Raw genomic sequence first — 20,397 nt, 5'->3', positions numbered from 1 at the left:
ATTGACCAGTGCATCAAGAGGCGAGGCTGTCGCATCTCTAACTGGCCCAACTGTCGCATTACTAAATAGCCCCTACAGACAAAGATCGCATAAGATGGATTATGGAACTATCCGATATGGCCTTCGCTGCATCCGGCCTGAATTTGCCGGCCGCTTTGCGGTTCAACCCGCCGCTTTCGCCGTAACGCCGGCACCGTGTGACAGGCTTCGCGCCAGCGTGGCCAGGAGATCGGTCTGCGACACGACCCCCAGCACGTGCCTATCATCGTCGGTCACGACGACAATGTGGCTGAGACCATCCGTCAGCCTTGGCAGCAAGCCGACCGCCGGTTCCGTCGGCGTGGCGGTTACGGCATCAGCGATCGGCAGCCGCTCGGCATCCGAAGCCGCGGCAAGTTCGCGCAGTCCAACCTGACCCGCCAGCCGACCAGCGCTGTCAAGGATCGGCAGCGTCCGGACCTTGTGCAGCAGAAGAAGTCGGCGGGCTTCATCCGGTGTTTCGTCAGCGGCCACGGTGATCACATCGCGTGACATCACATCCGCGACAGACAGCGCGCCGTGCTGGCGCATTAGCGCCTCTTGCTCGACCTCGCGCAAGAGAACATCGAGATCGGCTCGGCTTACATCCAGAGTTTCGTGGAACTTGGCCACTGCGGCATCGATGTCGGCGCTGGTGAAGCCGACGCGCAGACCCGGCGGCAGGTCCTTTGTTTCATGCTGGTTGACGGGTGCAGCGGCCGGGCGATGCGGATAACGTCGGCCGGCAAGCCGGTGAAACAGGACGCCCAGAGCGACCAGTATGAGCGCGTTGATGGCGACGGGCACAAGCGGAAACCAGAAGCCTGCTCTGGATACCGCTGCACCGCCAATGACCGCAGTCAGCGCGGCTGCGCCACCCGGCGGATGCAGCGACCGCGTCAGCGACATCGCGAGAATGGCAAGCGAAACAGCGAGCCCCACGGCCAGCAGCGGGTCGGACACCAGTTGCGCGACGGCAACGCCGACCAGTGCGGAGATCGTATTGCCGCCGACAATCGGCCATGGCTGCGCAAGCGGACTTGCAGGAACGGCAAACAAGAGAACCGCCGAAGCGCCCATCGGCGCTACAATCAGCGGAATCTCAGGATCTCCGCCGATCGCCAGGCTGCAGACCAGCCCGGTGAGGCAGATGCCGATCAGCGCACCCAGGCAACCGATCAGCCGGTCGCCAAACGTCGCGCCGGTCAGGATCGGCGCGAAGACGGGCCGATCTGCGAGCCAGCGGGCGATCTGCCGCAGATGCGTAGTGCGCATGAAGTTCATCGCGGAAGAGTCTCCACTTGCTTATGTTTTCCGCACTAAGCCCAAAATTGCGGCAAGGCAACCTGTGCCTTCCCGGCGTGGCGGAGACCACGTGTGTCGCAGGCGGCATTCCGGGTCCCCTCGCCATCCAGGCTGCAATGGCACAAGGCTCGCTCTTCAGATCCCGTCCGCACGGAGCACCCATGGATCTGAACCGCTTTTGCTTGTCACTGCCTGCGCCGCCAGTCTGCCGAGTGCGGCGCTCATGCTACGCCAAACCACGGTTGGTCTCGCCGCCCGTGGGCATCGTATGCGCAGGACTGGTGCTGATGCATGAAACGATGGGCTGGTGGGTGGTTGACCGCACTTGCCGGCGCCACGATCCCCAGACTGGTCAGTCAACCCATCATGCGACAGCCCCTGCTGACCTTCGCCATCGTTTCATTCCTCGTCTATCTGACGAGAATGGAAGTGATCGCAGGATAAAAAAGCACGCGTCAGCAATGCCCTGTAGGGGTCTGCTGAAAAATGGGATTAATTATTTCATGTATCTATATGAAATTCCGAAGTATGTCCGTCGTAGCCCGGCTCGACATGCGGCGGCGTCTCTCCCATGACTGTTTCATAGTCGAGCGGCGTATGCATATGGGTCAGAACCGCGTGTTTGGGCGCCAGACGCTCGATCCAGCCGAGTGCCTGTTCGAGCGAGAGATGGCTCGGATGCGGCCGGTACTGCAGCGCGTCGAGGTAAAGCAGCTCAAGGCCTGACAGCTGGGCGACGGTTTCCTCTGGGAAGTCGGAGACATCACAGCAATAGGCCACGTCGCCGATTCGCAGCCCAAGCGAGATGATATCCCCATGCTGCTGGAGGAGCGGTAGAAGCGGAATGGGACCGCCTGCCCCATCGATGACGATCGGTTCGGCCAGATTTTCGACCACCACCGGCGCGACGATCGGCGGATAGCTGCTGCCGGGCGGCGTCTTCAGGCAATAGCCGAAACCTTCCTCGATCCGGGCCATGGTGAACGGCTCCGCATAGATCGGGATCCGGTTTTTCTGCGTTATGAAATAGCCTCTGATATCGTCGATGCCGTGCAGATGATCGGCATGTGCGTGGCTGTAGACGACGGCATCGAGGCGCTCGACTTTGGCGCGGATCATCTGCTCGCGAAAATCCGGGCCGGTATCGACGACGACAACCGTCTTGCCGCCATCAGCCCCGATCTGCTCTATCAGGAAGGAGGCACGCGTCCGGCGATTGCGCGGATTATTCGGGTCGCAATTGCCCCAGTCGCCATTGATCCTGGGCACGCCGGGAGACGAGGAACAACCGAGCAGCGTGAACCGGCGCGTGACCTTCATCAAAGCTCCCTCAAGCCACCCGCGGCATTTTCGAGAAGCAGCGGAAGGCATTCTCGGTCGTAATCTCAGCCATCTCCGCGTAGCTCACGCCCTTCACCTCCGCCAGAACCTCCGCCGTGTTCACCACATAGGACGGCTCGTTGCGTTTTCCACGCCAGCGCTTCGGCGCCAGATACGGCGCATCCGTCTCGACCAGCAACCGGTCCATCGGCACGCTTTTCGCGATTTCGCGCAGCTCTTCCGATTTCGGAAAGGTCACGATGCCGGAGAAGGAAACATAGCCGCCGAGCGCGACGCCGGTATCGGCCAGAGCCTGCCCGGACGAGAAGCAATGCAGAATGAAAGGGAAGGCGCCCTTCCCTGTTTCCTCGGTCAGGATATCGGCCATGTCCTCGTCGGCACTGCGACTGTGGATCACGAGCGGTAGCCCCGTGCGCCGCGCCGCCTCGATATGGCGGATCAGGCCCGTTTTCTGGTCCGCAGGCTTCTGCGTGTCGTAGAAATAGTCGAGCCCGGCCTCGCCGATCGCCACGATCTTCTCATGACTTTCCGCCAGCCGCACCAGCTCGTCCGCCGTCACATCCAGCTCGTCGCCGGCATTGTTCGGATGTGTGCCAACCGAGCAGAAAACGCTCGGATAGCGCTCGGTCAGCGCCAAAAGCGTCGGAAGCTTGCGAACCCGGGTCGAGATCGTCACCATCTGTTTCACGCCCGCCTGATGGGCGCGCGTGACAAGTTCGTCGCGCTCGCTGTCGAAGTCGGCGAAGTCCAGATGGCAATGGGTATCGATCAACATCGTCTCAGGCCTTGCCCGCATCCGGGGCAACGTAGCGCGGATAAACCGGCGACGGCGCCGGCAGTTCCGTGCCCGGCTGCAGCCGACCGGCGGCACCGAGCTTCGCAAACACGCGGTCTTCCTCTGCCACAGCCACGAGATCGAGGATCTTCGCCGAGGTTTCAGGCATGATCGGCTGGAACAGGATCGCGATCTGGCGCACGACGTCAGCGGTCACATAAAGCACCGTGCCCATGCGCGCCTCGTCGGTCTTCTTCAACACCCACGGCGCCTGCGCCGCGAAATAGCGGTCTGCCTCGTTGACGATATTGATGATGGCAGCGACCGCCTTGTGGATCTGCTGCTTGCCCATCTCCTCGCGGCAGATGTCGATCGCCTCGTCGGCAATCTTCAGGATCGCCTCGTCTTCTGCGGTGAGCGGACCGGGTGTCGGCACCCTGCCCTCGCAGTTCTTGTTGATCATCGAGAGCGAGCGCGAGGCCAGATTGCCGATGCCATTGGCGAGATCGGCATTGATGCGTGTGCCGATGCCCTCTTCCGAATAGCTGCCGTCCTGGCCGAAAGAGACTTCCCGCAGGAAGAAGTAGCGCACCTGGTCGAGGCCGAAATGGTTCACGAGGTTCACGGGATCGACGACATTGCCGAGCGACTTCGACATCTTCTCGCCCTTGTTGAGCAGGAAGCCATGGGCGTAGACGCGCTTCGGCAGCGGCAGGCCCGCCGACATCAGGAAGGCCGGCCAGTAGACGGCGTGGAAACGGATGATGTCCTTGCCGATGATATGCACGTCGGCCGGCCAGTATTTGGCACGCGGGCCGTTTTTATCTTCGACATAGCCGGTCGCGGTGATGTAGTTGGTCAACGCATCGACCCAGACATACATCACATGCTTGTCGTCGCCGGGCACCTTGATACCCCAGTCAAAGGTGGTGCGCGAGATCGACAGGTCCTTGAGACCCGACTTGACGAAGGAAATGACCTCGTTGCGGCGCTCGTTCGGGCCGATGAAATCCGGCTGCTCTTCGTAAAGCTTGAGGAGCTTGTCTTCATAGGCGGAGAGCTTGAAGAAGTAGCTCTCCTCTTCCACCCATTCGACCGGCGTCCCCTGCGGCCCGTAGCGCACGCCATCGGCGCGCAGCTCGGTTTCCTCTTCCTGGTAATAGGCCTCGTCGCGCACCGAATACCAGCCGGCATAACCGCCCTTGTAGACGTCGCCATTCTTCTCCATCCGCCGCCAGACTTCCTGCACCGTCTCGTGATGGCGCTTCTCGGTCGTGCGGATGAAGTCGTCGTTCGAGGCGTTGAGCAGCTTGCCCATCTCGCGGAATTCGTTGGAGTTCCGCTCGGCAAGTTCCTCCGGCGAAATGCCTTCCGCGCGCGCCGTCTGCTGCATCTTCTGCCCGTGTTCATCCGTGCCCGTCAGGAAGAACACATCCCGGCCATCGAGCCGCTGGAACCGCGCCATGGCGTCGGTCGCGATCAGCTCATAGGCATGGCCGATATGCGGCTTGCCGTTCGGATAGGAGATGGCAGTGGTGATGTAGAAGGGATCGCTCATGGCTTCTTGTTGTCTTTTCGTCGGTTGCGATTGTCTTGGGGCCGGACAATGGCGGCACGGTAGATCCGGCCATGAACGGCAAAAACAAATGGGGTCGAACGCTCTTAAAACATTCCGGCGGCTTTAGGAACATCCGTTTTGCTGCAGCGCCACGAAGCCGATCGCGCCGCCCTCAGCGCACGATCGCCGCCAGCACGTCGAGCATGGTTTGCTTGCGGTCGAGATTATAGGCTGAGGCGACGGTCAGCTGCTCGTTGATCACGGATGTCAGCCGCGCATAATGCTCCGCCGCGGCAAGATCGCCCGAGAGTGCCAGGCGGCGCGCGGTCTCGGCCAGATGATCGCCGAGATGTTCGACAAAGAAGCCGAAGGCAACCTCGCTGTCCTTGCCCGAGAGTGCCTCGGCGATTTTGTACATAAGCTTCCTCTGCGCCGGCCCCGAGGCGGCCAGCATCTGCTCGAAAGCATCGAGAATGTCGGCACCGCCGTAATTCACCAGCTTCAGCGCTCGCGCCACGCTGCCCTTGGCAAGCGACAGCACTGTTTCGCGCTTGTCGGCGGGAATGGAAAGCCCCAGCTGCCCCAGCGACTGATCCATCGCCTGCGGCGAGAGCTCCTGCAGCTTGAGCGGCAGGCAGCGCGAGCGGATGGTCGGCAAGAGCTTGCCCGGCGCATGGGAGAGAACCAGGAACATCGCCCGCTTCGGCGGCTCCTCGAGGATCTTCAGGATGGCGTTCGCGGCATTGCGGTTGAGATCGTCGGCAGGATCGATGATCACGATGCGCCAGTTGCCCGTCCCCGATGTCTGGGCAAAGAAATGCCCGGCCTTGCGCACCTCGTCGACCGTGATTGCGGTCCTGATGCGTCCCGTCTTTTCATCCACCGGCCGCGACAGATGCAGGAGATTGTGGCTCGCCCCGGATGCCAGCTGCCGGGTCACCGGATGGGCGGGATCGGGATCGGCAATCACCTCCGGTGCTGTCGCGGGATCAGGATGGCGCAGGATGTGGTTGGCAAAACGAAAGGCAAGCGTTGCCTTGCCGATCCCCTCCGGTCCCTCGATCAGGATCGCATGGTGTCCCTTGCCCGAGCGATAGCTGCGCGCCAGAAACTCTTCCGCCGCCTCATGCCCGAAAAGCCTGACATTGCTGACGGGTGCGATCGCTCCGTCGAGCAGCCCTGCCCTCTCCTCGCTCATGGTCGCGCCGCCTGCCCGCCGTCATGGCGCGAGCCTTGAAGCCTGGCGATGACCAGCTGCACCTCCGCGAGGATATCGCGTGCAATCCGCCCCTTGTCGAGCGATGCGTCCAAAACCCGGCAGCGATCCGGCTCACGCGAGGCAATATCGAGGAAGCCCTGCCGGCGCTTCTCGTGGATCTCGAGTTTTTCCTTCTCGAAGCGGTCGGGTGACGCTCCCTCGGTTTCTTCGCCCGCTCGTCTTCGCGCCCGCTGCAGGCCGATCTCCGCCGGCAGATCAAGAACCAGCGTCACGTCGGGCATCGTCCCGCCGATCGAGACGCGCTCGAGGGCGGCCATCAGCGGCGGCTCTATGTTGCCGGTCACCCCCTGATACACCCGCGAGGAATCGACGAAGCGGTCGCAGAGCACAACCTCGCCACGCGCAAGCGCCGGTCGGATGACGCAGTCGAGATGATCGGCCCGGGCAGCGGCAAACAGCAGCGCTTCCATCCGCACGCCGAAGGCTTCGGCCGCACCCGACAGCAGCACATGCCGCAAAGCCTCCGCACCCGGCGATCCGCCGGGCTCGCGGGTTGTGACCACCGTATGGCCGGCCGCGCGCAAGTTTTCGGCGAGCAGACGGATCTGGGTCGATTTCCCGGCCCCCTCGCCTCCCTCGAAACTCACGAACAATCCGCGCGCCGTCGCCAATGCCTTGCCTACTTCCCGCCTGGGGCGTCTGAACTCTTTGCCCTTCAGGACCTGCCTACGGCTCTAAACCAAGATGATGCCACGCGAAACCGCGAAGAACAGCAGCCTTGCAAATTTTCCGTCAGATCCAGAAGAACAACAGCTCGATCACCGCGTCCCAGGCTCGCTGGCGAAGCGTCCCGACCTCGACGGCCGCAGCACTCTTCAGGGGCACGCTGACCAGCGGCCGCTCGCCGGAGAAGACGTTCAGCGTCGCAATTTCTGCATCGGCTGCGACGGGCGGATTGAGCGGCCAGCGATAGACGATGCGCGCCTGCAGCCGCTCGGGATTGTTGACCGGCACATAGACCTCGACCGGCTTTGCCGACACCAGTGGCACCGCCGACAGCGCGCCACCATAGACGCTCGCCTCACCGATCACCTCGCCGGCCTGGAACAGCGTGCGCATCTCGAAACTGTCGAAACCCCAGTTGAGAAGCCGCATAGCCTCTTCGGTCCGCTCCTTGTCCGTCGCAACCCCGCTCAATCCCAGAAACAGCCGACGCCCGTCGCGTTCCATGGAGGCGATCATCGCAAAGCCGCTGCCTTCGGCAAAGCCGGTTCCCAGCCCATCCGCGCCGAAGGAGAGAAGCGGATTGCGATTGCGTTGCCGGATCTTGTTCCACTCGAATTCCGGCAGCGCGAAGGTCTTGTAGAGATCCGGATAGGTTTCGACGAGGTGCCGCGACAGCTTGACCAGATCGTAGAGTGTCGACTTGTTGTCGGGATGCGGCAGCCCGGTGGCATTGCCGAAGCGGCTGTCGGCGAGACCGAGTTCGGCGGCGCGCGCATTCATCCGCTCGACGAATTTCGCCTCGGATCCCGCCATGCCCTCGGCTATGATGAGGCAGCCGTCATTGGCCGTGTGCACCGCAATGCCGCGAATGAGGTCGGCAACCGGCACCTGGCTCTTGACCGCCGCAAACATGGTTGCGGTCCGCGAAGGCGCACCGCCCGTGCGCCAGGCAAACTCGGAGACCGGATAGATCGTATCGGGCCGGATCTCGCCCTTCTTCAGGGCATCGAACACCACTTCGAGCGTCATCAGCTTGGCAAGCGAGGCCGGCGCAAAACTCTGCCGCTCGTTCTTGGCAAGTAGAACGGTTCCGGTTGAAGCTTCGACGAGATAGACTTGGCCGGCCTTGCTTTCGATCAGCTGCGGCGGCGGAACGGTCTGCGCCAGCCCTTCGCCAGCCCCAAACAGCGGCAGAACGAGTGAGACCAATAGGGCGAGAACGGAAAACAGGGAACGCATCATCACACTTCGGCTGGCAGGTCTTTGGCGGCAGGACTTGCGGATCCGGCGCCCTGCCCTTGCGGTCGCCGACGGATCACTGCCCCTGCGAGAGCCGGATGCCGCCACTGGCGACCGAGGCGAGAATCGAACGCTCGGTGAGGCTGTCATTGCGCACGAGAATGGCGTCGAAGGCAAGCGCTCCGGCCTGCGGCTTCGCCTCGACATAGGCTGCCGCGTAACCGGAGCCATCATAACCATCGATGTGATGCGGCCGCGGCATCGGGATCGGTCCGAAATCCGGCAGGGCCGCGAAGCTTTCTCCGGAAAGCACGGCCCCGGCAGCAGCCGTGGTCCCGCCCTGCATCAGGCGCTGCGCATCAAGCGTCTGCGCCCCTGCCCCATCCGGCGTCGAGCCGCTCAGCGCCGTCTGGTAGGTCGGCGCGACCGTCGGCCTGAACTGCGGCACGGCCACGTCGTTCGACGCCACCATGACGCCCGAAGCGATCTGCCCGCCCGGATCGATGACCGGCCCGCGCTGGCCCTTGGGAATATAGGAAGCCATCAGATAGGGCATGTCATGCCCGTCCATCCGCGCCGGTCCGATGTACTGCACCCGCACTTCGCCGGTGCCGCTGTGCTTCATGTCGAGCAGATCGGCCGTCTTGCGCGAGAGGTCGATGATGCGGCCCTGATGGAAGGGCCCGCGATCATTGATGCGGACGATCACGGAGCTGCCATTGGTGAGATTGGTGACGCGTGCATAGCTCGGCAGTGGCAAAGTCGGATGGGCCGCCGACAGATGCTCCTTGTCGTAGAGTTCACCATTGGCGGTCAGCCTTCCATGAAAGGCATCGCCATACCAGGAGGCAACACCCACCTTGTCGTAGCGCGGGTTTTCCTTCGGCACGAAGGTCTTGCCCCTCACCACATAGGGCTTGCCCACCATGTAACGACCGCCGCCCTTGGGGATCGGACCACTTTCGACAAGCCTCGGGCTCGCCTTCACGCCATAGACCGACTCGGCGAAGTATTCGTTGGAACGTTTCGGCTTGTCGGCCGTGTCCTTGGTGGTGGAACAGGAGGCTGTGAAGGCGCAAAGCACCACAAGGCCGAGCCACTTCCCGGAAATGGCCAGCCGGCCGCGCGTCGCAAGATGCATGTGTCCCACTTCAGATCGCGGGCGCTGTTCATCCGCGCCCTATCTGCGAGGCCCCCATGCCCCGCTCACTTGCGCGCAATCAAGCCTGTGCAAAAATGGCCAAAATGGGAAAAGTCACAATTTGAATGATTTTGCCGGGGCAAAAGCTGGCAACATGGTTAATACATCCTTTCGGTCGCGTGTGTTACCGGCAGGATCTGATCGCGGTGAGGCCTCCTCTCCCTGCTCCTCCTGCCCCTCGACATTTCACAGAGCCCACCCTTGCCAAATCGCACCGCTTTGCGCATAACGCACCCGTCCGGATGGGTGTCCGAGTGGTTTAAGGAACCGGTCTTGAAAACCGGCGTAGGTGAAAGCCTACCGTGGGTTCGAATCCCACCCCATCCGCCAAAACGGCTGAAAACGCAATAAAATCAATGGCGTAAATCGGGCGACCTAACGTTTGCCATAATATCAGCGCCTCCTTGATTTGCGCCCTGCCCTTCTGAATTCTGACGTCTTGCCGGCGGGTCTTCCATGGGTTGCGCACGGCGATTGGCCGGCAGGACGATTCGGCCTAGCCGAATGTATGCCGCACTCAGTCGGAAATGAGGCCAGCGCTTCGCAGCCATCCCTGGACATCTTGCCACTTGTCACTGTTCGCAGACCTGAACGTGAACAGATCCGGCTTGGCATCGCGAATCTTATTGTAAATCAGAAGTGCCTTAGTGCCATTCAGCCGCTCACTCCGGTTTTCCGGCAAAGCGCTCCATCGGCGGAACTCTTCGATTATTTTGGCTTTCGCCTCGTCCTTCTTCATCGCCTAGTCCTTCCTTCTTCGTTGAAATGGATGCCGCGCTCAAAGCCAAAGCCGAGCGCGGCGCGGTGGTCCGGTGAAGCTGGTGAGGCTTCCATGGTGGTGCCCTCGCCCCCGCTGTCTGCAATATGGTGGCCCGTCGTGGATTCGAACCACGATCCTGCAGGGTAGAAATCCGCCGCGCTATCCAGTTGCGCCAACGGGCCGCAATTCAATCACCCCCGATACACGTCAGACAATGCCCGCGCTTCGGTGCCTGCCATTTCAATGATCCCGGCCAGGGCACGCAGTTCGCCGTTTGGATCATCGTAATCCTCAAGGATATCGGAAAGGCGTTCGGCGGAAAGCATCAGCGCATGAAGGCGCCTTACATGCTCTTCCGACAAAATCAGCTTGCGGGAGTTGGCGCGGTAGTTTGCGGCGCGTTCCTTGGCATCATCACGTCTCGGCATTTCCGTCACTGCTGCGGTCATTTCCTTGCCCTCGTTGGCGTTTCCATGGGCAGAACATGGCGCCAAAAAGCAAAGGCGTCAACATGCTAAATCATTGTTTTTACTATCGTTCTACAAATTTGTCAAAACTCTAAATTAAGATCAAAGAGATGGCTCTTGCGTGGTTGCGAAAAAAAATTCACTCTACCTTCAATTAAATGGGAGATAGGCCGCGAATGAGTCTCGACACCAGTACAAAGGCTATCTGCACATCGATTTTGTTAGCGGCTGTAGCGGTTGCGGCTTCATTGGGTCTCCAGCAAAATAACTTCGAAAGCTGCTTTGCGGAATTGGCGCAACATCGAGAGGAAGAGACCGATGTGAAAATGTGGGCGTATTACGCGGCACGGATTTGTAGCGGAATCGAGCCAAATAGCTAAGAGCAGCCCAAGCCCGCGGCTGTGAAGAGAAAATCTTAGTCGGTGTGAATAATGCCTGAATTGCCATTGAAGAAATCAGTTTTGGGATACGACGTCAGCGAGTTGGCGATCACGGAAATAATTCTGCGCGACTTTGATAACGCATGGGAGTATTACAAGTTCAACCTTGAAGAGAGAAGGGACATAATTTCTAGAATTTATTCATTCATCGGCATTCCTCTGGCTGTAGCGACTATTTTCTTGTATTTGATCGACAACAATTTGATTGAAATAAGCGGAACAGAGCTTGGTGAGCATTATGCTATATTCTTCTCCATATCACTTGCGCTGTTTGCTTACGGAGAGCTCCAGGTTATCGCTCTAGCTCTGGAGAGTGGAGTCTCCCGCGATTATCTGAATTTTTTGAACAACGTGCGGAATTATGCGGGAGTGCATTCAACCGAATTGCAGCCGTTTCTTAAATTTAACAAATATGAAAAAGGGTTGGCCGCGTTTCTGAATCAGCGAATGAATGGCGGTATCCAAGAATACGGAGACTTTCTTGGCACCCCCGAGTGGGCGAGCAGCCAAGCCGCCCCTCCCGCAGCTAAGAAGTTGGTGCACAGAGTCGAGAAGCATATTCGAGATCTAAAGAGCTCTTACTGGCGAGCCTCAAGTGCCATCTTTGTGGTCTCTCTGTGCTTTGCGCTTCTCGTTCTCAGCTTGGTGCTCTGGCGCCGTGGCAGCATCGGCGAAATCGAAGCGGTGGTGATAGGCATAGTGGCGACGACAGCCGCCTTCAGCGGGAACACATTTGTTTTCCGGAGATTGGTCTTTGGCCCGCCTCGCGCGAAGAAGGAGCCAAAGCCGGAAACAGGCGCCTAACGGTGGCGCATTGAGGGCGGCCCGAAGGCCGCCCCGTCGCATCAGAAGCCGCGCTTTGCGACTTCGTCAGCAAGCACATGTTCGGTGACGGGAATACTCGCCGATCGGAAAAACTCGGTAACTTCCGAGTACCAGTCGTCATCACCCTTGGACCGCTCGATCATCACCTGCCGAATCTTCGATCGGTATGCGGAGGCGTCGGCGATTGCGACGCAGTCAATTGGCCCCACGAGGCTGAAGAACATCAGATATCGAAACTGGACCTGAGCGCGCAGAAGGTCTCGGATGCGTTGTGTTGCTTCTTTTTGGCGCTCAACAGACACGCCGAATCCAAGATTACCCGGCGCGCTTCGGCCGCCGTAGCGCCTCTCGATGTACGAAAGCATTCGCTCGGTGCGCTTGGTCAGGATCATGAAGAAGCGGGACCGGCTTTGCTCCATCTCTTCAAATACGTCGTCGAGCCATTCGTCCGGCGCATTCTCGTGAAAGAGATCGCCGTGAGGCAGCACCGCCACCATCGCCCCGCGCACGGTAGCCAACGTTTCTTTCGCCGTGCCATTGCGTCGTAGCTTGCCGTTGAAGACCAAACGGCCCTCCGCTGTGCTGTTGACAAGGGGGCCGGCTTCCGTAGGCACCGCGTAACAGGCGCGGCAACTTGGCGAGATTGGCGAGCACCCCGACCAGGGATGCCACTCAGAAATTTGCATGAGGTTGTTTCCTTGTCGGCGATTACGTGCGCCAATCGGCGCCGGCTTTCTGGGCCTGATGCCGCGCCATTGTCGGGACGACGTTGTTGTTTGCGGCTTCCACGATCTTTGGCGCCGCGGTCGAAACTTCACGCTGCGCAACCTCTTTGACGTAAGCTCGTAAGCCGCCAGTCTCATCAACTTGCACTCCAACGCTAACGCCAATCTGCTGCTGGCCGCTGGCCTTGCGCATGCTAGGCAGCGTCGGCGCCGAACCTACATAGCCGCCGCTTGCGTAACCCTTCAGGCCGCGCCGCATGGCGTCCAGCGCCGCTGGTCCGCCAGCCTTCTGCACCGACTGCCTGTCAAAGACGTATTCGCCTTTGTGGACCACCCCGGCCGGCTGGTACTTGCCGCCATTGCCGGTATAGCCGCCCTTGGCAAAGCCAAAGATGGAGCCGATAGCACCCAAAAAGCCGCCGGCACCACCGCCGCCGCCGATTCCGAAGGCGGAGTTGAGGGCGATGTCGATGACCTTGTCCAACACCTTGTCCAGCGCGTTTCGCAACGCTTCCGCCGCGGACTTGCCGCTGCGCAGGTCGCTGATGAACCCCGAAACAACGTCTTTCGACGTGTTGCGGAAGTCCTCGGCGGCCCGCCGCATGTTCTCTTGGCTGTCGGATAGCTTCTGCGCCTCAACGGACGCGTTGGCGTATCCCGTAGCCAGCTGGTCGATCGTCGCCTTAAGTTGCGGCGTGATTGCCAGCCCGGACTGTTGGGCGGCGGTTAGTAGTTCTTGCGTGGTGCGGGCTTTTTCGAGCGCAAACCCGTAATCGTCCTGCAGCGGGTTAAGGCCAGCGAGAGCGGACGTTTCAGCCTGCAGTGCGGCTGTGCGTTCGCGGATCTGCTCGATTTCCTGCTGGAAGTCAGAGCGTTTGGATTTGCTTCCAGCGCGTCCCCCGCCGCCCGACTTGCCGCCGGCTGGTGGCTTGAAGTCTGCGATGGAAACCGGATCGACCACGGCAGGTGCGGCTGGCAAGCGCCCAGACTTCGGCGACGCCTGGCTGATGCCATTGCGCGCCGCGTAGTCTTGGATGGCTTCAGGCGTCAAACCGCCCGCTGATGCGCGCACTTGGTTTATGGCATCCTGCACCTCGCCAAGGCGGGCTAATGCCCCGGTATTGTCGAAGCCGAGTTCAGTGTTGAGGGCGATGCGGTCCTGCAGGGTCTTGAGCTCTTGCTCGAGCGACGCGATGTCGCCATCTGCGGGCGCGGTATCGACCTCTGGCGCAATGAGGCTGTTGAAGATCTCGTCGTTCAGCGAGAAGTTGGCGAGGAACCCAAGGACCGAACGCGCCTTCTGGTCAAGTTCGTCGAGCTTTCCAAGAAATTGGCCAATCGGGCCGTTGGCGATCCGGACGATGACTTCGCCAAGCACCTCAACGGCGCCCCCAAGCCGTTCAATCGCTTCGCCAGCCTTGTCGCTCGCACCGGTCGCCGCGTTGATGTTGCCGGCCACGTCTACAAGCGTGTTTCTGAGCTTCTCATATTGCTGCGCGGTGGTGAGGACAGAACCGGCGACCTTGTTCTCGAGCGTCACTGAGCCAGCTTCGAATGCGCGGAAGAAGGCTTCAGAAGACACCTTGCCGTCAACGACAAGCTGCCGCAACGTCGCAACGGATCCACCGGCTTCCTTCAGGCCAGCCGCAACCGCTTGGACAATGGTGGGAGTACCCTCCAGCGCCGAGTTGAACTCCTCGGATCTCACGACTCCCCCACCGAGCGCCTGGCTCAACTGCAGAAGCGCGCCACTGGCCGCTTGGGCATCTGTGCCGCCAACACGCAGCGCTAGTGCAACCTTGTCGGTGAAGTTGATGAGCTCTTCGTTGCTGACGCCGAGCTCCTTCTGTGTCAAGGACAGCTTTGAATAAAGGTCGACAAGCGACTGGATAGGCGCGGCGTTCTTTTGCGCACTCGCGAAGAGCTTTTCGTAAACGCCAGTAAGCGCCTCGCCCTCGAGGCCGGCAACCTTTAGCGCGTTTTGGATCTGCGTGGCGGTGTCGATGAGCTCCTGCGCGTTCCGCAAGGCTGCGCCGCTTATGAACGCTCCCGCAAAGGCACCGCCAAGTCGGCCGAATGATGCGCCAATCGTGCTAGCTGATTTCTCTGCGCGCTTTTCGATGGCGCGCAGCTGGCGGTTGGTAATGCCCTGCGCCTTGCGCATGGCGTTTTCGTACCCCTTCAGGTTCGCACTAAGCTGAACGACCAGTCGCTCGAGATCTTGCGTCGCCATCAGCCCACCACCTCGCCGAAGTCGCGGACTGCTACCCAAGTGGCCAGCATCGCCTCAGCGTCATGCTGCCTTCCTGTATCCGCGGCCCATACTGCCAATGCCTGGGCGATGAAGGCGTCAGCAACGATGGCGTTGGGCGCCCCAGTCTTGAGTAATTTGCGCACACATCTGCGCGCCGCGGCTGTCGCCACGTCGAAATGGTCGGTCATCTAGGCTTCCTTCTATGCACGACTGCGCGCCGCGGCGGGGGCCACGGGGTGGTTTTGGATTAGTGGTGATTGGCGTGTGATGGCGGGCAGTTGCCGCCCAAAACATGACAGCTACACGGCTCTTGAAATACTCAACACCGTGTTATATATATACGTCATCCGGTCATGGTGGCCGGACCAACCAAGGAGATGAAATGAATGAACAAGTTCATACGGCAATTCGCCAGCCGGAGGCAGAAGTTCGCGAACTAGGTTCGTTTGAGCTGAAGCTTCTGGCTTCAATCAACAAGCTGCAAGACCGGGCATGGGGCTCCAACCTCCAATCCGATCTTAGCCAGTTAACTGGGCGAGATGTGGCCATCGGCCAACTCTACCTTGCACTCTCCAAACTGGAGAAAAAGGGGATGATCTCGGCCAGCAAAAGCGATCCGGAGCCTGTTAGGGGCGGCCGTTCGAAGAAGGTGTTCCGACTTGAGACACCTGGTGCGAGGGCTCTGGAAAGAACGGTCAGCTTCCTTGAAGCACCACGTGTTCTCCGTCCACAGGAGAATAACAATGGCGAATTCGCCCACTAAGATCGTACGCTTTCTCGTCTGGTGCTCAGTCGAGAAGGAGTTTCGTGAAGATGCTTTGATCGCTTTGGACGAGGGATTCGAGCACGCATACTCCAAGTTTGGGCCGATCTCAGCCCACGTTTGGAGCATTGGCCAGGCGGTACGGTCGTTGCCGTACGGTTTGATTGCCACTTTGGTGAGGTTCGGCGCATCAATCGCCGCACTTGTGAGCTAGAAATCGAGGGTGAAAGTTGTAGCTTTCACCCTCGCTCATTTTCCTGCTGCTACCAGCCGCCGATAAATCGCTACGGCATCAGGGCACGCATCCCAGTTCGCATGTGAGTGGGGATGCCACACGAATGGCGGACAGAACGGCGTGGCCAACACACCAGCATCGGCCAGCAAACCATGCAAGCGCCATTGCTCAGGCCAGCCCGGCCGCTCGTCGCTGTCAATGTAGTCCTTAAACGCATCCAGCATCTCAGGCGTCACGTCGAAGTCGGCGCGGTTCGCTCGCCGGTTCTGTCTACGTCTCACCGGCATCGGCGCAACCTCCCTCGTGGCAATCCGAACTGCTCAACGGCCCACGGGTCGTTTTCGTGATGGCGTCGGCTGATGGCCCATATTGCCAGCAGATCGTCCGCATAGGCTTGCCAAGCCTCTGCGGCGTCTTCCATTGATGGCTTGCCGGTTTCGTCGACGAGAACGCCTGCCGACGGCAAGTCTTCGAAGAAGTCAAAGCCGGCCTCTAGGTAGACCGACCAAGCATCCAAAGACGCCGACGCGCGCCGTCGGTTCACTTTCCGGCGAACTGGCATTAGCGTCGATTCCCGTAGTCAGCCGTCCGCGGTGGGCGCGGTGTTTCCGGGGTGTCTACGCCGTCTAGCGCGAGCTCACGAAGCAGCCTGGCGAAGCCGATCCGGCTGTCTCGTTCAATGGCCACTTCAGGACGCGCCTTAGGTTGCCCGAAGCGGTCATTGTAGGTGAGCCCTTCGACCTCAACGACACGACGCGCTGCGTTCGCTCGATCCCACGCCTCCGCGGCTAAGACGAGTAGCTTGAAGTGATGTTCTTCCAGATCGAAGTCAGAAATGACCGATTTAACCCATGTTTGGGTAGGCTTTTCTAGGTGCTTTGGCACCCTGAAAGCCGCACTTTCCTTGGCCATCAGGGCCTCCAGATTTTTATTTGAACCGGGGCAAGACGAATACACGATGTGGGACCGCGCCGGTCCGTGGGCGAGACCGTTTGAACATCGAAGGCCCCCGGCCCCTGTCGGTTACGCCGCCACCCAGGCCACCTTCCAGCCAGGCTCGGCAAAGAAGTCATAATCTTCACCGGCTCGGCAAAGTGTGCGAGCGCCGGTCGAAGCGTTCGGGCTCGGGCCGATCGCTACCCACGAATCCGCTGCCGCCTGAACGCGGAAGATGGGCGGCCCCATAACTTCGTGGTCTGCGGGCGCCACCAGCGTAGTGGTGCCGCCAGAGGCCAACGATTCACTCCCAGTGATGCGTGTGAGGAGTGCCGCACCCTTGATGAGGTTGCGACCGTAGCTCGGGCCGACGTAGCCGGTGGTTACGTGAAGTCCTGCAAATGCCATTGTGTTTTCCTATCGTGATTGTTGGTGAATTAGAGCTTAGCCAGCGCTGCCCGCAACTTCTCGAGCGGATCGACTGGTTCAGATTTTGTCGATGTTTGCGCGAGTGCTTGCCGCAATCGCTCTGCAGCCTCGTCGTAGTCAGATACGGGAACGACACGGGCCAAGTCGTTGGACGGCTCATCGACGAGGGAGAGCTCCCGAAGGTCGATCTCGTCGAGGTAGCGATTCACGTTGCCCTTGCCGACTGAGGTGCGCTCAGGAACGAAGCCAATAGAGAGGCCGTCCAGAACACCAGCACGCATGAGGCTAAGCAAGCGCTTGCCCTGGTCTGTATCGAGCGCCAAGAGACGTCCCTCAACCCACAAACCCCTATTATCCTCGCGCATCTCAGTCCAAACGCCGATGGGCAAGTCGTCGTGCCTGAAGGGGTTGCTGCTGCTGCCGTGCATCAGCTTCATCGTGGGCAGTCGCCCCTTGACGCGCCAAGCTCTCAGTGACTTCTCGAAGGATCCGCGGCGGATGACGTCGCGGTGACTGTCGAGGTTGTCGAAGACTGCGCCATAGCCTGAGAAGGTGCCGTCCGCCGTGATGACTGGCTTGAAGAGGCTATTCTTTTTTTCCACCGTGCCGCTCCAGCCATTTCAGCAGTTGGGTGGCGGCCTTCAGGCCAATCGGCGGCGTTGGTACCTTCGCCTCGGTAGCTTCTGCTTCCTGGCCGCGGTCGTCATTCTTGGTTGCCGTCTGCATTAGCGATACCCCACCGGGATTTGGCTTTCCTTGATCACTCCGTTGCGAGCCGCCTTACGAAGGTCGATAGCGAGGTCGTTGTTTCGATCACTCGGCGCTCCGAAGAAGTCGCGGCCGAAGTCCGTGAGCCCCGTGGGGTCGACACCCGCTCGCATGAAGTCTCTCCGAAGAGCGCCGAGCTTCCAGTGAGCGGCGGCCGCCAGGCAAAGAGCCGAGTAGAACTCGGTGGCGATTGCCTCATACTCAGGTCGGAAACTCTTCACGATGGCCGCCGAAGCCTGCCGCGTGAGCTCGTTCTTCTTCAGGGCGATTTCGTCAAGCGCGTCTTTGATGTCACGCTCTTCCCGCACCAGGCGCGCGATGGCATCGCGGTCGTCCGCGGGGGGCTCATAGGAGATACCGGCGACCAATGCAGCCACGCGATCTTTGTGCTCCTGCGGCGGCGTTGCCGCCTTGGCATGGATCGCGGCGAGCTCTTGTCGGTTCGCCGCCTGCCGTTTGATTAGCTCTGTCTGGCGCTCAACGAGAGCCATCAAGTCGGCCGAATGCTCTTCGGGCCGGGGGATATTCTTCATGTGTCACCTTCAAGTGATGATTTGCGTGGCCAACCGCTTGAGCAGTGGCAGCGGGATAAGCGCGAGCCGGGTCATGCGGTCAGGGCTACTGAAGCCGCGCTTGTAGATCCGAGTGACTGGATCGGCTTCGAAGCGACGGGCGGCGACTGTCATGAAGCCGCCTTCAGACAGGAAGATGTCACCGGACCGGAAGTCGATGTCCCCACCGGCAAGACCTGCTGCCTGGTCCAGAAGGTCCGTAAGCTCGGTTTCGGCATTGATGGCACCGTCGCCTGCAGTGCGCGGCAGGTCGCCGGTCTGCATCTCTGCCGCTACGCAGGTAACGGCCCGATTGGCGGATAGCGCCAAAATGATGCGCGCCAGTTCGCGCGACGTAAATGTGGCCTTTCGGCCGGAGGAGATGCGATCGGCCTCGCGAAGTCGCCGGACAGTGTCCCGCACGACTGAGGGCGAGACTGATAGCTCAGCCGCGATGACCTCCTCCGCCTCGGCGGAGGTCAGTGTTTTTTTCATCATGATGAAATTCCAGATAAGTGGAGAAAGGAAAACGCAGCAACCGGCCAAGCGCGAAGCCTGGCCGGCGCGCGATCGACACCCGGCGTCGCCGGCGCGGGTGGATTTATCGCCGTGGCGGGACATCCGCGCCTCCGGCAATGGGGAAGAAAAAAGCCAGCCCGAGGGCTGGCTAGTTAGGAACCCTACGAGAGGCCCGATATCTATTATCCGCGCCAGTCTGCAAAATGGGACTCATGCAGCTGACAAAATCTTCGAAAGGCGTTCGCAGGCTTCTTGCAGCGCCTGGCGCCCCTTCCGCTCCGCAACTTTTCCTGCGAACCCTACCACGTTGCCAATGTCGGTCATGTTGCGCGCCGTGAGGGCCGCATCCAGTACGGTGACGTCTTGCGCCGGTAGTTTTGAAACGACTTCGGCACGGTCAAAGGTATGCTCATCATCACGGATCGTTGCCCCCTGGTTCGCCTTCTTCGGCATGGCCACCCATGACGAGAAAATGTCGCCGACATCCAGCGATCCAGTAGGGAGCACTGGCCGGGGATCTTGCTCAACTGGTGGCAAACCGGCGAAAGCCCTCGCTTCGTTCAGCGGCATGGTCGTCGGCGGCAGTGCCGGGAGCGGCCTATCTTTGACGCGATTTGCACGCTCTCGCGCCTTTCTTCGACTTTCGGCAGTCTGCGGTATGAATTCCCCAGCGTAGCAGCCGAGCCAGTTGGCGAGGCGTTGCCGCTTGGCAAACTCCTCCTCTTCATCAAGATCTGCACCCTTAGCTCGTCCGAAGCGGTCCACCGGGCGTTTTCCCCGCCATGAGATGATTTGCCGGTTATTGCCAGGGCGTGTCGTCGTGCCATCTGCAACAGTCGGCATGATCCCGAAGCGCAGCGCGCCAAGCCGTACAATCTGTCCGCCACGCTTCTCGATGTCGCCGCCTACGGGTCTTCTGTCTATGAGGCCTGGGCGATGAGGTTCGAGCTCTACGTTTTTGACCGCAGCCATCAGGGCTCCAACGGTCGGGCGTATCTCGTGCTCGCATTCGACTATGGGCGGCGCCGGCTCGTCGTCGCGCTCCTCTTCCTCGAAATTGTCATTGGCCGGTATAATCGACCAGTTTGTGCGGAGCGGTTCCGCGGGAGGACGAGAAATGGCGCGCCATTTAAGGATCACGGCCAAGTCATCGGATAGACCGGCATGACGAGGTGAAGACGATCTCGAAGTGGTGAAAATGTCAGAATCGTTTGCGGGCGCGTGTTCGCGCCAAGCGGCCACGGCCGCGCGGTGCTGTGCAGTAGTTCTCACGTGGATCTCGTAGGTTCGAGAGCGCTGTCCGTTGTTCGGATCTTTGCGCATGCTGTCGCTGCAGCGGGTTT

25 protein-coding genes and 2 tRNA genes are annotated in these 20,397 nt (G+C 60.4%); 4 read left to right on the top strand and 23 right to left on the bottom strand.

Translation table 11 applies throughout. The features are described from left to right. Window positions 1-162 precede the first annotated feature (162 nt). On the bottom strand, window positions 163-1,302 hold the full coding sequence (locus H6M51_RS11265; protein WP_185809931.1) for an HPP family protein: 1,140 nt from the start codon (window positions 1,300-1,302) through the stop codon (window positions 163-165). Between the two features lie 312 nt (window positions 1,303-1,614). Here H6M51_RS11265 and H6M51_RS11260 point away from each other — a divergent pair, with 312 nt between their 5' ends. Continuing rightward, window positions 1,615-1,767, top strand: a complete 153-nt coding sequence (locus H6M51_RS11260) for a hypothetical protein (protein WP_185809930.1) — start codon at window positions 1,615-1,617, stop codon at window positions 1,765-1,767. Between the two features lie 57 nt (window positions 1,768-1,824). Here the strand turns inward: H6M51_RS11260 and H6M51_RS11255 are convergent, their stop codons facing one another. From H6M51_RS11255 to H6M51_RS11225, 7 genes are all read right to left on the bottom strand, one after another. Next, complete coding sequence (locus H6M51_RS11255; protein WP_185809929.1) at window positions 1,825-2,643, bottom strand: MBL fold metallo-hydrolase; 819 nt, start codon at window positions 2,641-2,643, stop codon at window positions 1,825-1,827. A gap of 10 nt (window positions 2,644-2,653) precedes the next feature. After that, complete coding sequence (locus H6M51_RS11250; RefSeq protein WP_185809928.1) at window positions 2,654-3,439, bottom strand: TatD family hydrolase; 786 nt, start codon at window positions 3,437-3,439, stop codon at window positions 2,654-2,656. A 4-nt stretch (window positions 3,440-3,443) separates the two neighbouring features. Next, window positions 3,444-4,997, bottom strand: a complete 1,554-nt coding sequence (gene metG, locus H6M51_RS11245) for a methionine--tRNA ligase (protein ID WP_185809927.1) — start codon at window positions 4,995-4,997, stop codon at window positions 3,444-3,446. Between the two features lie 172 nt (window positions 4,998-5,169). Further along, entirely contained in the window at window positions 5,170-6,195 is a 1,026-nt protein-coding gene (locus tag H6M51_RS11240; RefSeq protein WP_185809926.1) for a DNA polymerase III subunit delta', read from the bottom strand. Continuing rightward, window positions 6,192-6,887: a dTMP kinase gene (gene tmk / locus H6M51_RS11235; protein WP_185809925.1), complete on the bottom strand. Its 696-nt coding sequence runs from the start codon at window positions 6,885-6,887 to the stop codon at window positions 6,192-6,194. Before tmk ends, H6M51_RS11240 begins: the two co-directional genes overlap by 4 nt. Before the next feature lie 121 nt (window positions 6,888-7,008). Then, window positions 7,009-8,184: a D-alanyl-D-alanine carboxypeptidase family protein gene (locus tag H6M51_RS11230; RefSeq protein WP_185809924.1), complete on the bottom strand. Its 1,176-nt coding sequence runs from the start codon at window positions 8,182-8,184 to the stop codon at window positions 7,009-7,011. Window positions 8,185-8,257: 73 nt separating this feature from the next. Continuing rightward, entirely contained in the window at window positions 8,258-9,322 is a 1,065-nt protein-coding gene (locus H6M51_RS11225; RefSeq protein ID WP_185809923.1) for a septal ring lytic transglycosylase RlpA family protein, read from the bottom strand. A 300-nt stretch (window positions 9,323-9,622) separates the two neighbouring features. Between H6M51_RS11225 and H6M51_RS11220 the strand changes: the two genes are divergently transcribed. After that, a tRNA-Ser gene (locus H6M51_RS11220) sits at window positions 9,623-9,712 on the top strand. 187 nt (window positions 9,713-9,899) lie between these two features. Here H6M51_RS11220 and H6M51_RS11215 read toward each other — a convergent pair. From H6M51_RS11215 to H6M51_RS11205, 3 genes are all read right to left on the bottom strand, one after another. Then, a complete protein-coding gene (locus H6M51_RS11215; RefSeq protein ID WP_185809922.1) occupies window positions 9,900-10,121 on the bottom strand; it encodes a hypothetical protein in 222 nt (73 codons plus the stop codon). Window positions 10,122-10,247: 126 nt separating this feature from the next. After that, window positions 10,248-10,324, bottom strand: a tRNA-Arg gene (locus tag H6M51_RS11210). 9 nt (window positions 10,325-10,333) lie between these two features. Continuing rightward, window positions 10,334-10,591: a hypothetical protein gene (locus H6M51_RS11205; protein ID WP_185809921.1), complete on the bottom strand. Its 258-nt coding sequence runs from the start codon at window positions 10,589-10,591 to the stop codon at window positions 10,334-10,336. Window positions 10,592-11,040: 449 nt separating this feature from the next. Between H6M51_RS11205 and H6M51_RS11200 the strand changes: the two genes are divergently transcribed. Beyond that, on the top strand, window positions 11,041-11,853 hold the full coding sequence (locus H6M51_RS11200) for a hypothetical protein (RefSeq protein WP_185809920.1): 813 nt from the start codon (window positions 11,041-11,043) through the stop codon (window positions 11,851-11,853). Window positions 11,854-11,894: 41 nt separating this feature from the next. On the opposite strand, the gene H6M51_RS11195 is transcribed toward H6M51_RS11200, so the two are convergent. The 3 genes from H6M51_RS11195 to H6M51_RS11185 are packed head-to-tail and all read right to left on the bottom strand — an operon-like array spanning window position 11,895 to window position 15,041. Then, the gene (locus tag H6M51_RS11195) at window positions 11,895-12,560 is read right to left on the bottom strand and encodes a DUF5131 family protein (protein WP_185809919.1); all 666 of its coding nucleotides are present in this window, start codon (window positions 12,558-12,560) and stop codon (window positions 11,895-11,897) included. 22 nt (window positions 12,561-12,582) lie between these two features. Next, window positions 12,583-14,832, bottom strand: a complete 2,250-nt coding sequence (locus H6M51_RS11190; protein ID WP_185809918.1) for a tape measure protein — start codon at window positions 14,830-14,832, stop codon at window positions 12,583-12,585. Continuing rightward, entirely contained in the window at window positions 14,832-15,041 is a 210-nt protein-coding gene (locus H6M51_RS11185) for a hypothetical protein (protein ID WP_185809917.1), read from the bottom strand. Before H6M51_RS11185 ends, H6M51_RS11190 begins: the two co-directional genes overlap by 1 nt. A gap of 194 nt (window positions 15,042-15,235) precedes the next feature. Here H6M51_RS11185 and H6M51_RS11180 point away from each other — a divergent pair, with 194 nt between their 5' ends. Next, on the top strand, window positions 15,236-15,616 hold the full coding sequence (locus H6M51_RS11180) for a PadR family transcriptional regulator (RefSeq protein ID WP_185809916.1): 381 nt from the start codon (window positions 15,236-15,238) through the stop codon (window positions 15,614-15,616). Window positions 15,617-15,865: 249 nt separating this feature from the next. Here the strand turns inward: H6M51_RS11180 and H6M51_RS11175 are convergent, their stop codons facing one another. The 9 genes from H6M51_RS11175 to H6M51_RS11135 form a co-directional block, all read right to left on the bottom strand. Further along, a complete protein-coding gene (locus H6M51_RS11175; RefSeq protein ID WP_185809915.1) occupies window positions 15,866-16,138 on the bottom strand; it encodes a hypothetical protein in 273 nt (90 codons plus the stop codon). Continuing rightward, the gene (locus tag H6M51_RS11170) at window positions 16,129-16,413 is read right to left on the bottom strand and encodes a hypothetical protein (protein WP_185809914.1); all 285 of its coding nucleotides are present in this window, start codon (window positions 16,411-16,413) and stop codon (window positions 16,129-16,131) included. The genes H6M51_RS11175 and H6M51_RS11170 overlap by 10 nt, the downstream gene beginning before the upstream one ends. Beyond that, window positions 16,413-16,763 (bottom strand): hypothetical protein, encoded by a 351-nt coding sequence (locus tag H6M51_RS11165; RefSeq protein WP_185809913.1) that lies wholly within the window; start codon window positions 16,761-16,763, stop codon window positions 16,413-16,415. The genes H6M51_RS11170 and H6M51_RS11165 overlap by 1 nt, the downstream gene beginning before the upstream one ends. A 111-nt stretch (window positions 16,764-16,874) precedes the next feature. Then, the gene (locus H6M51_RS11160) at window positions 16,875-17,195 is read right to left on the bottom strand and encodes a hypothetical protein (protein ID WP_185809912.1); all 321 of its coding nucleotides are present in this window, start codon (window positions 17,193-17,195) and stop codon (window positions 16,875-16,877) included. A 29-nt stretch (window positions 17,196-17,224) separates the two neighbouring features. Beyond that, complete coding sequence (locus H6M51_RS11155; RefSeq protein ID WP_185809911.1) at window positions 17,225-17,818, bottom strand: HK97 family phage prohead protease; 594 nt, start codon at window positions 17,816-17,818, stop codon at window positions 17,225-17,227. Further along, window positions 17,802-17,942: a hypothetical protein gene (locus H6M51_RS11150; protein WP_185809910.1), complete on the bottom strand. Its 141-nt coding sequence runs from the start codon at window positions 17,940-17,942 to the stop codon at window positions 17,802-17,804. Before H6M51_RS11150 ends, H6M51_RS11155 begins: the two co-directional genes overlap by 17 nt. After that, window positions 17,942-18,517 (bottom strand): hypothetical protein, encoded by a 576-nt coding sequence (locus tag H6M51_RS11145; protein WP_185809909.1) that lies wholly within the window; start codon window positions 18,515-18,517, stop codon window positions 17,942-17,944. The genes H6M51_RS11150 and H6M51_RS11145 overlap by 1 nt, the downstream gene beginning before the upstream one ends. 9 nt (window positions 18,518-18,526) lie before the next feature. Continuing rightward, on the bottom strand, window positions 18,527-19,033 hold the full coding sequence (locus H6M51_RS11140; RefSeq protein WP_185809908.1) for a hypothetical protein: 507 nt from the start codon (window positions 19,031-19,033) through the stop codon (window positions 18,527-18,529). 231 nt (window positions 19,034-19,264) lie between these two features. Then, window positions 19,265-20,377, bottom strand: coding sequence for a hypothetical protein (locus tag H6M51_RS11135; protein WP_185809907.1), 1,113 nt, complete (start codon window positions 20,375-20,377; stop codon window positions 19,265-19,267). Window positions 20,378-20,397 lie beyond the last annotated feature (20 nt).

It is taken from the genome of Rhizobium sp. AQ_MP (assembly GCF_014237835.1).
GTDB lineage: Bacteria > Pseudomonadota > Alphaproteobacteria > Rhizobiales > Rhizobiaceae > Allorhizobium.
The sequence above is the reverse complement of the archived record's forward strand: the minus strand, read 5'-3'. Positions and strand labels throughout refer to the sequence as shown.

Excerpts from the sequence above, each read along its gene's own strand:
- H6M51_RS11230 (WP_185809924.1), bottom strand. The coding sequence starts at position 8,184 with ATGATGCGTTCCCTGTTTTCCGTTCTCGCCCTATTGGTCTCACTCGTT.
- H6M51_RS11145 (WP_185809909.1), bottom strand. The coding sequence starts at position 18,517 with ATGAAGAATATCCCCCGGCCCGAAGAGCATTCGGCCGACTTGATGGCT.
- H6M51_RS11260 (WP_185809930.1), top strand. The coding sequence starts at position 1,615 with ATGAAACGATGGGCTGGTGGGTGGTTGACCGCACTTGCCGGCGCCACG.
- H6M51_RS11250 (WP_185809928.1), bottom strand. The coding sequence starts at position 3,439 with ATGTTGATCGATACCCATTGCCATCTGGACTTCGCCGACTTCGACAGC.
- H6M51_RS11240 (WP_185809926.1), bottom strand. The coding sequence starts at position 6,195 with ATGAGCGAGGAGAGGGCAGGGCTGCTCGACGGAGCGATCGCACCCGTC.
- H6M51_RS11175 (WP_185809915.1), bottom strand. The coding sequence starts at position 16,138 with ATGCCGGTGAGACGTAGACAGAACCGGCGAGCGAACCGCGCCGACTTC.
- H6M51_RS11200 (WP_185809920.1), top strand. The coding sequence starts at position 11,041 with ATGCCTGAATTGCCATTGAAGAAATCAGTTTTGGGATACGACGTCAGC.
- metG (WP_185809927.1), bottom strand. The coding sequence starts at position 4,997 with ATGAGCGATCCCTTCTACATCACCACTGCCATCTCCTATCCGAACGGC.
- H6M51_RS11165 (WP_185809913.1), bottom strand. The coding sequence starts at position 16,763 with ATGGCCAAGGAAAGTGCGGCTTTCAGGGTGCCAAAGCACCTAGAAAAG.
- H6M51_RS11225 (WP_185809923.1), bottom strand. The coding sequence starts at position 9,322 with ATGCATCTTGCGACGCGCGGCCGGCTGGCCATTTCCGGGAAGTGGCTC.
- H6M51_RS11180 (WP_185809916.1), top strand. The coding sequence starts at position 15,236 with ATGAATGAACAAGTTCATACGGCAATTCGCCAGCCGGAGGCAGAAGTT.
- H6M51_RS11205 (WP_185809921.1), bottom strand. The coding sequence starts at position 10,591 with ATGACCGCAGCAGTGACGGAAATGCCGAGACGTGATGATGCCAAGGAA.
- H6M51_RS11265 (WP_185809931.1), bottom strand. The coding sequence starts at position 1,302 with ATGAACTTCATGCGCACTACGCATCTGCGGCAGATCGCCCGCTGGCTC.
- H6M51_RS11150 (WP_185809910.1), bottom strand. The coding sequence starts at position 17,942 with ATGCAGACGGCAACCAAGAATGACGACCGCGGCCAGGAAGCAGAAGCT.
- H6M51_RS11215 (WP_185809922.1), bottom strand. The coding sequence starts at position 10,121 with ATGAAGAAGGACGAGGCGAAAGCCAAAATAATCGAAGAGTTCCGCCGA.
- H6M51_RS11195 (WP_185809919.1), bottom strand. The coding sequence starts at position 12,560 with ATGCAAATTTCTGAGTGGCATCCCTGGTCGGGGTGCTCGCCAATCTCG.
- H6M51_RS11140 (WP_185809908.1), bottom strand. The coding sequence starts at position 19,033 with ATGATGAAAAAAACACTGACCTCCGCCGAGGCGGAGGAGGTCATCGCG.
- H6M51_RS11170 (WP_185809914.1), bottom strand. The coding sequence starts at position 16,413 with ATGCCAGTTCGCCGGAAAGTGAACCGACGGCGCGCGTCGGCGTCTTTG.
- H6M51_RS11185 (WP_185809917.1), bottom strand. The coding sequence starts at position 15,041 with ATGACCGACCATTTCGACGTGGCGACAGCCGCGGCGCGCAGATGTGTG.
- H6M51_RS11255 (WP_185809929.1), bottom strand. The coding sequence starts at position 2,643 with ATGAAGGTCACGCGCCGGTTCACGCTGCTCGGTTGTTCCTCGTCTCCC.
- H6M51_RS11190 (WP_185809918.1), bottom strand. The coding sequence starts at position 14,832 with ATGGCGACGCAAGATCTCGAGCGACTGGTCGTTCAGCTTAGTGCGAAC.
- H6M51_RS11135 (WP_185809907.1), bottom strand. The coding sequence starts at position 20,377 with ATGCGCAAAGATCCGAACAACGGACAGCGCTCTCGAACCTACGAGATC.
- H6M51_RS11160 (WP_185809912.1), bottom strand. The coding sequence starts at position 17,195 with ATGGCATTTGCAGGACTTCACGTAACCACCGGCTACGTCGGCCCGAGC.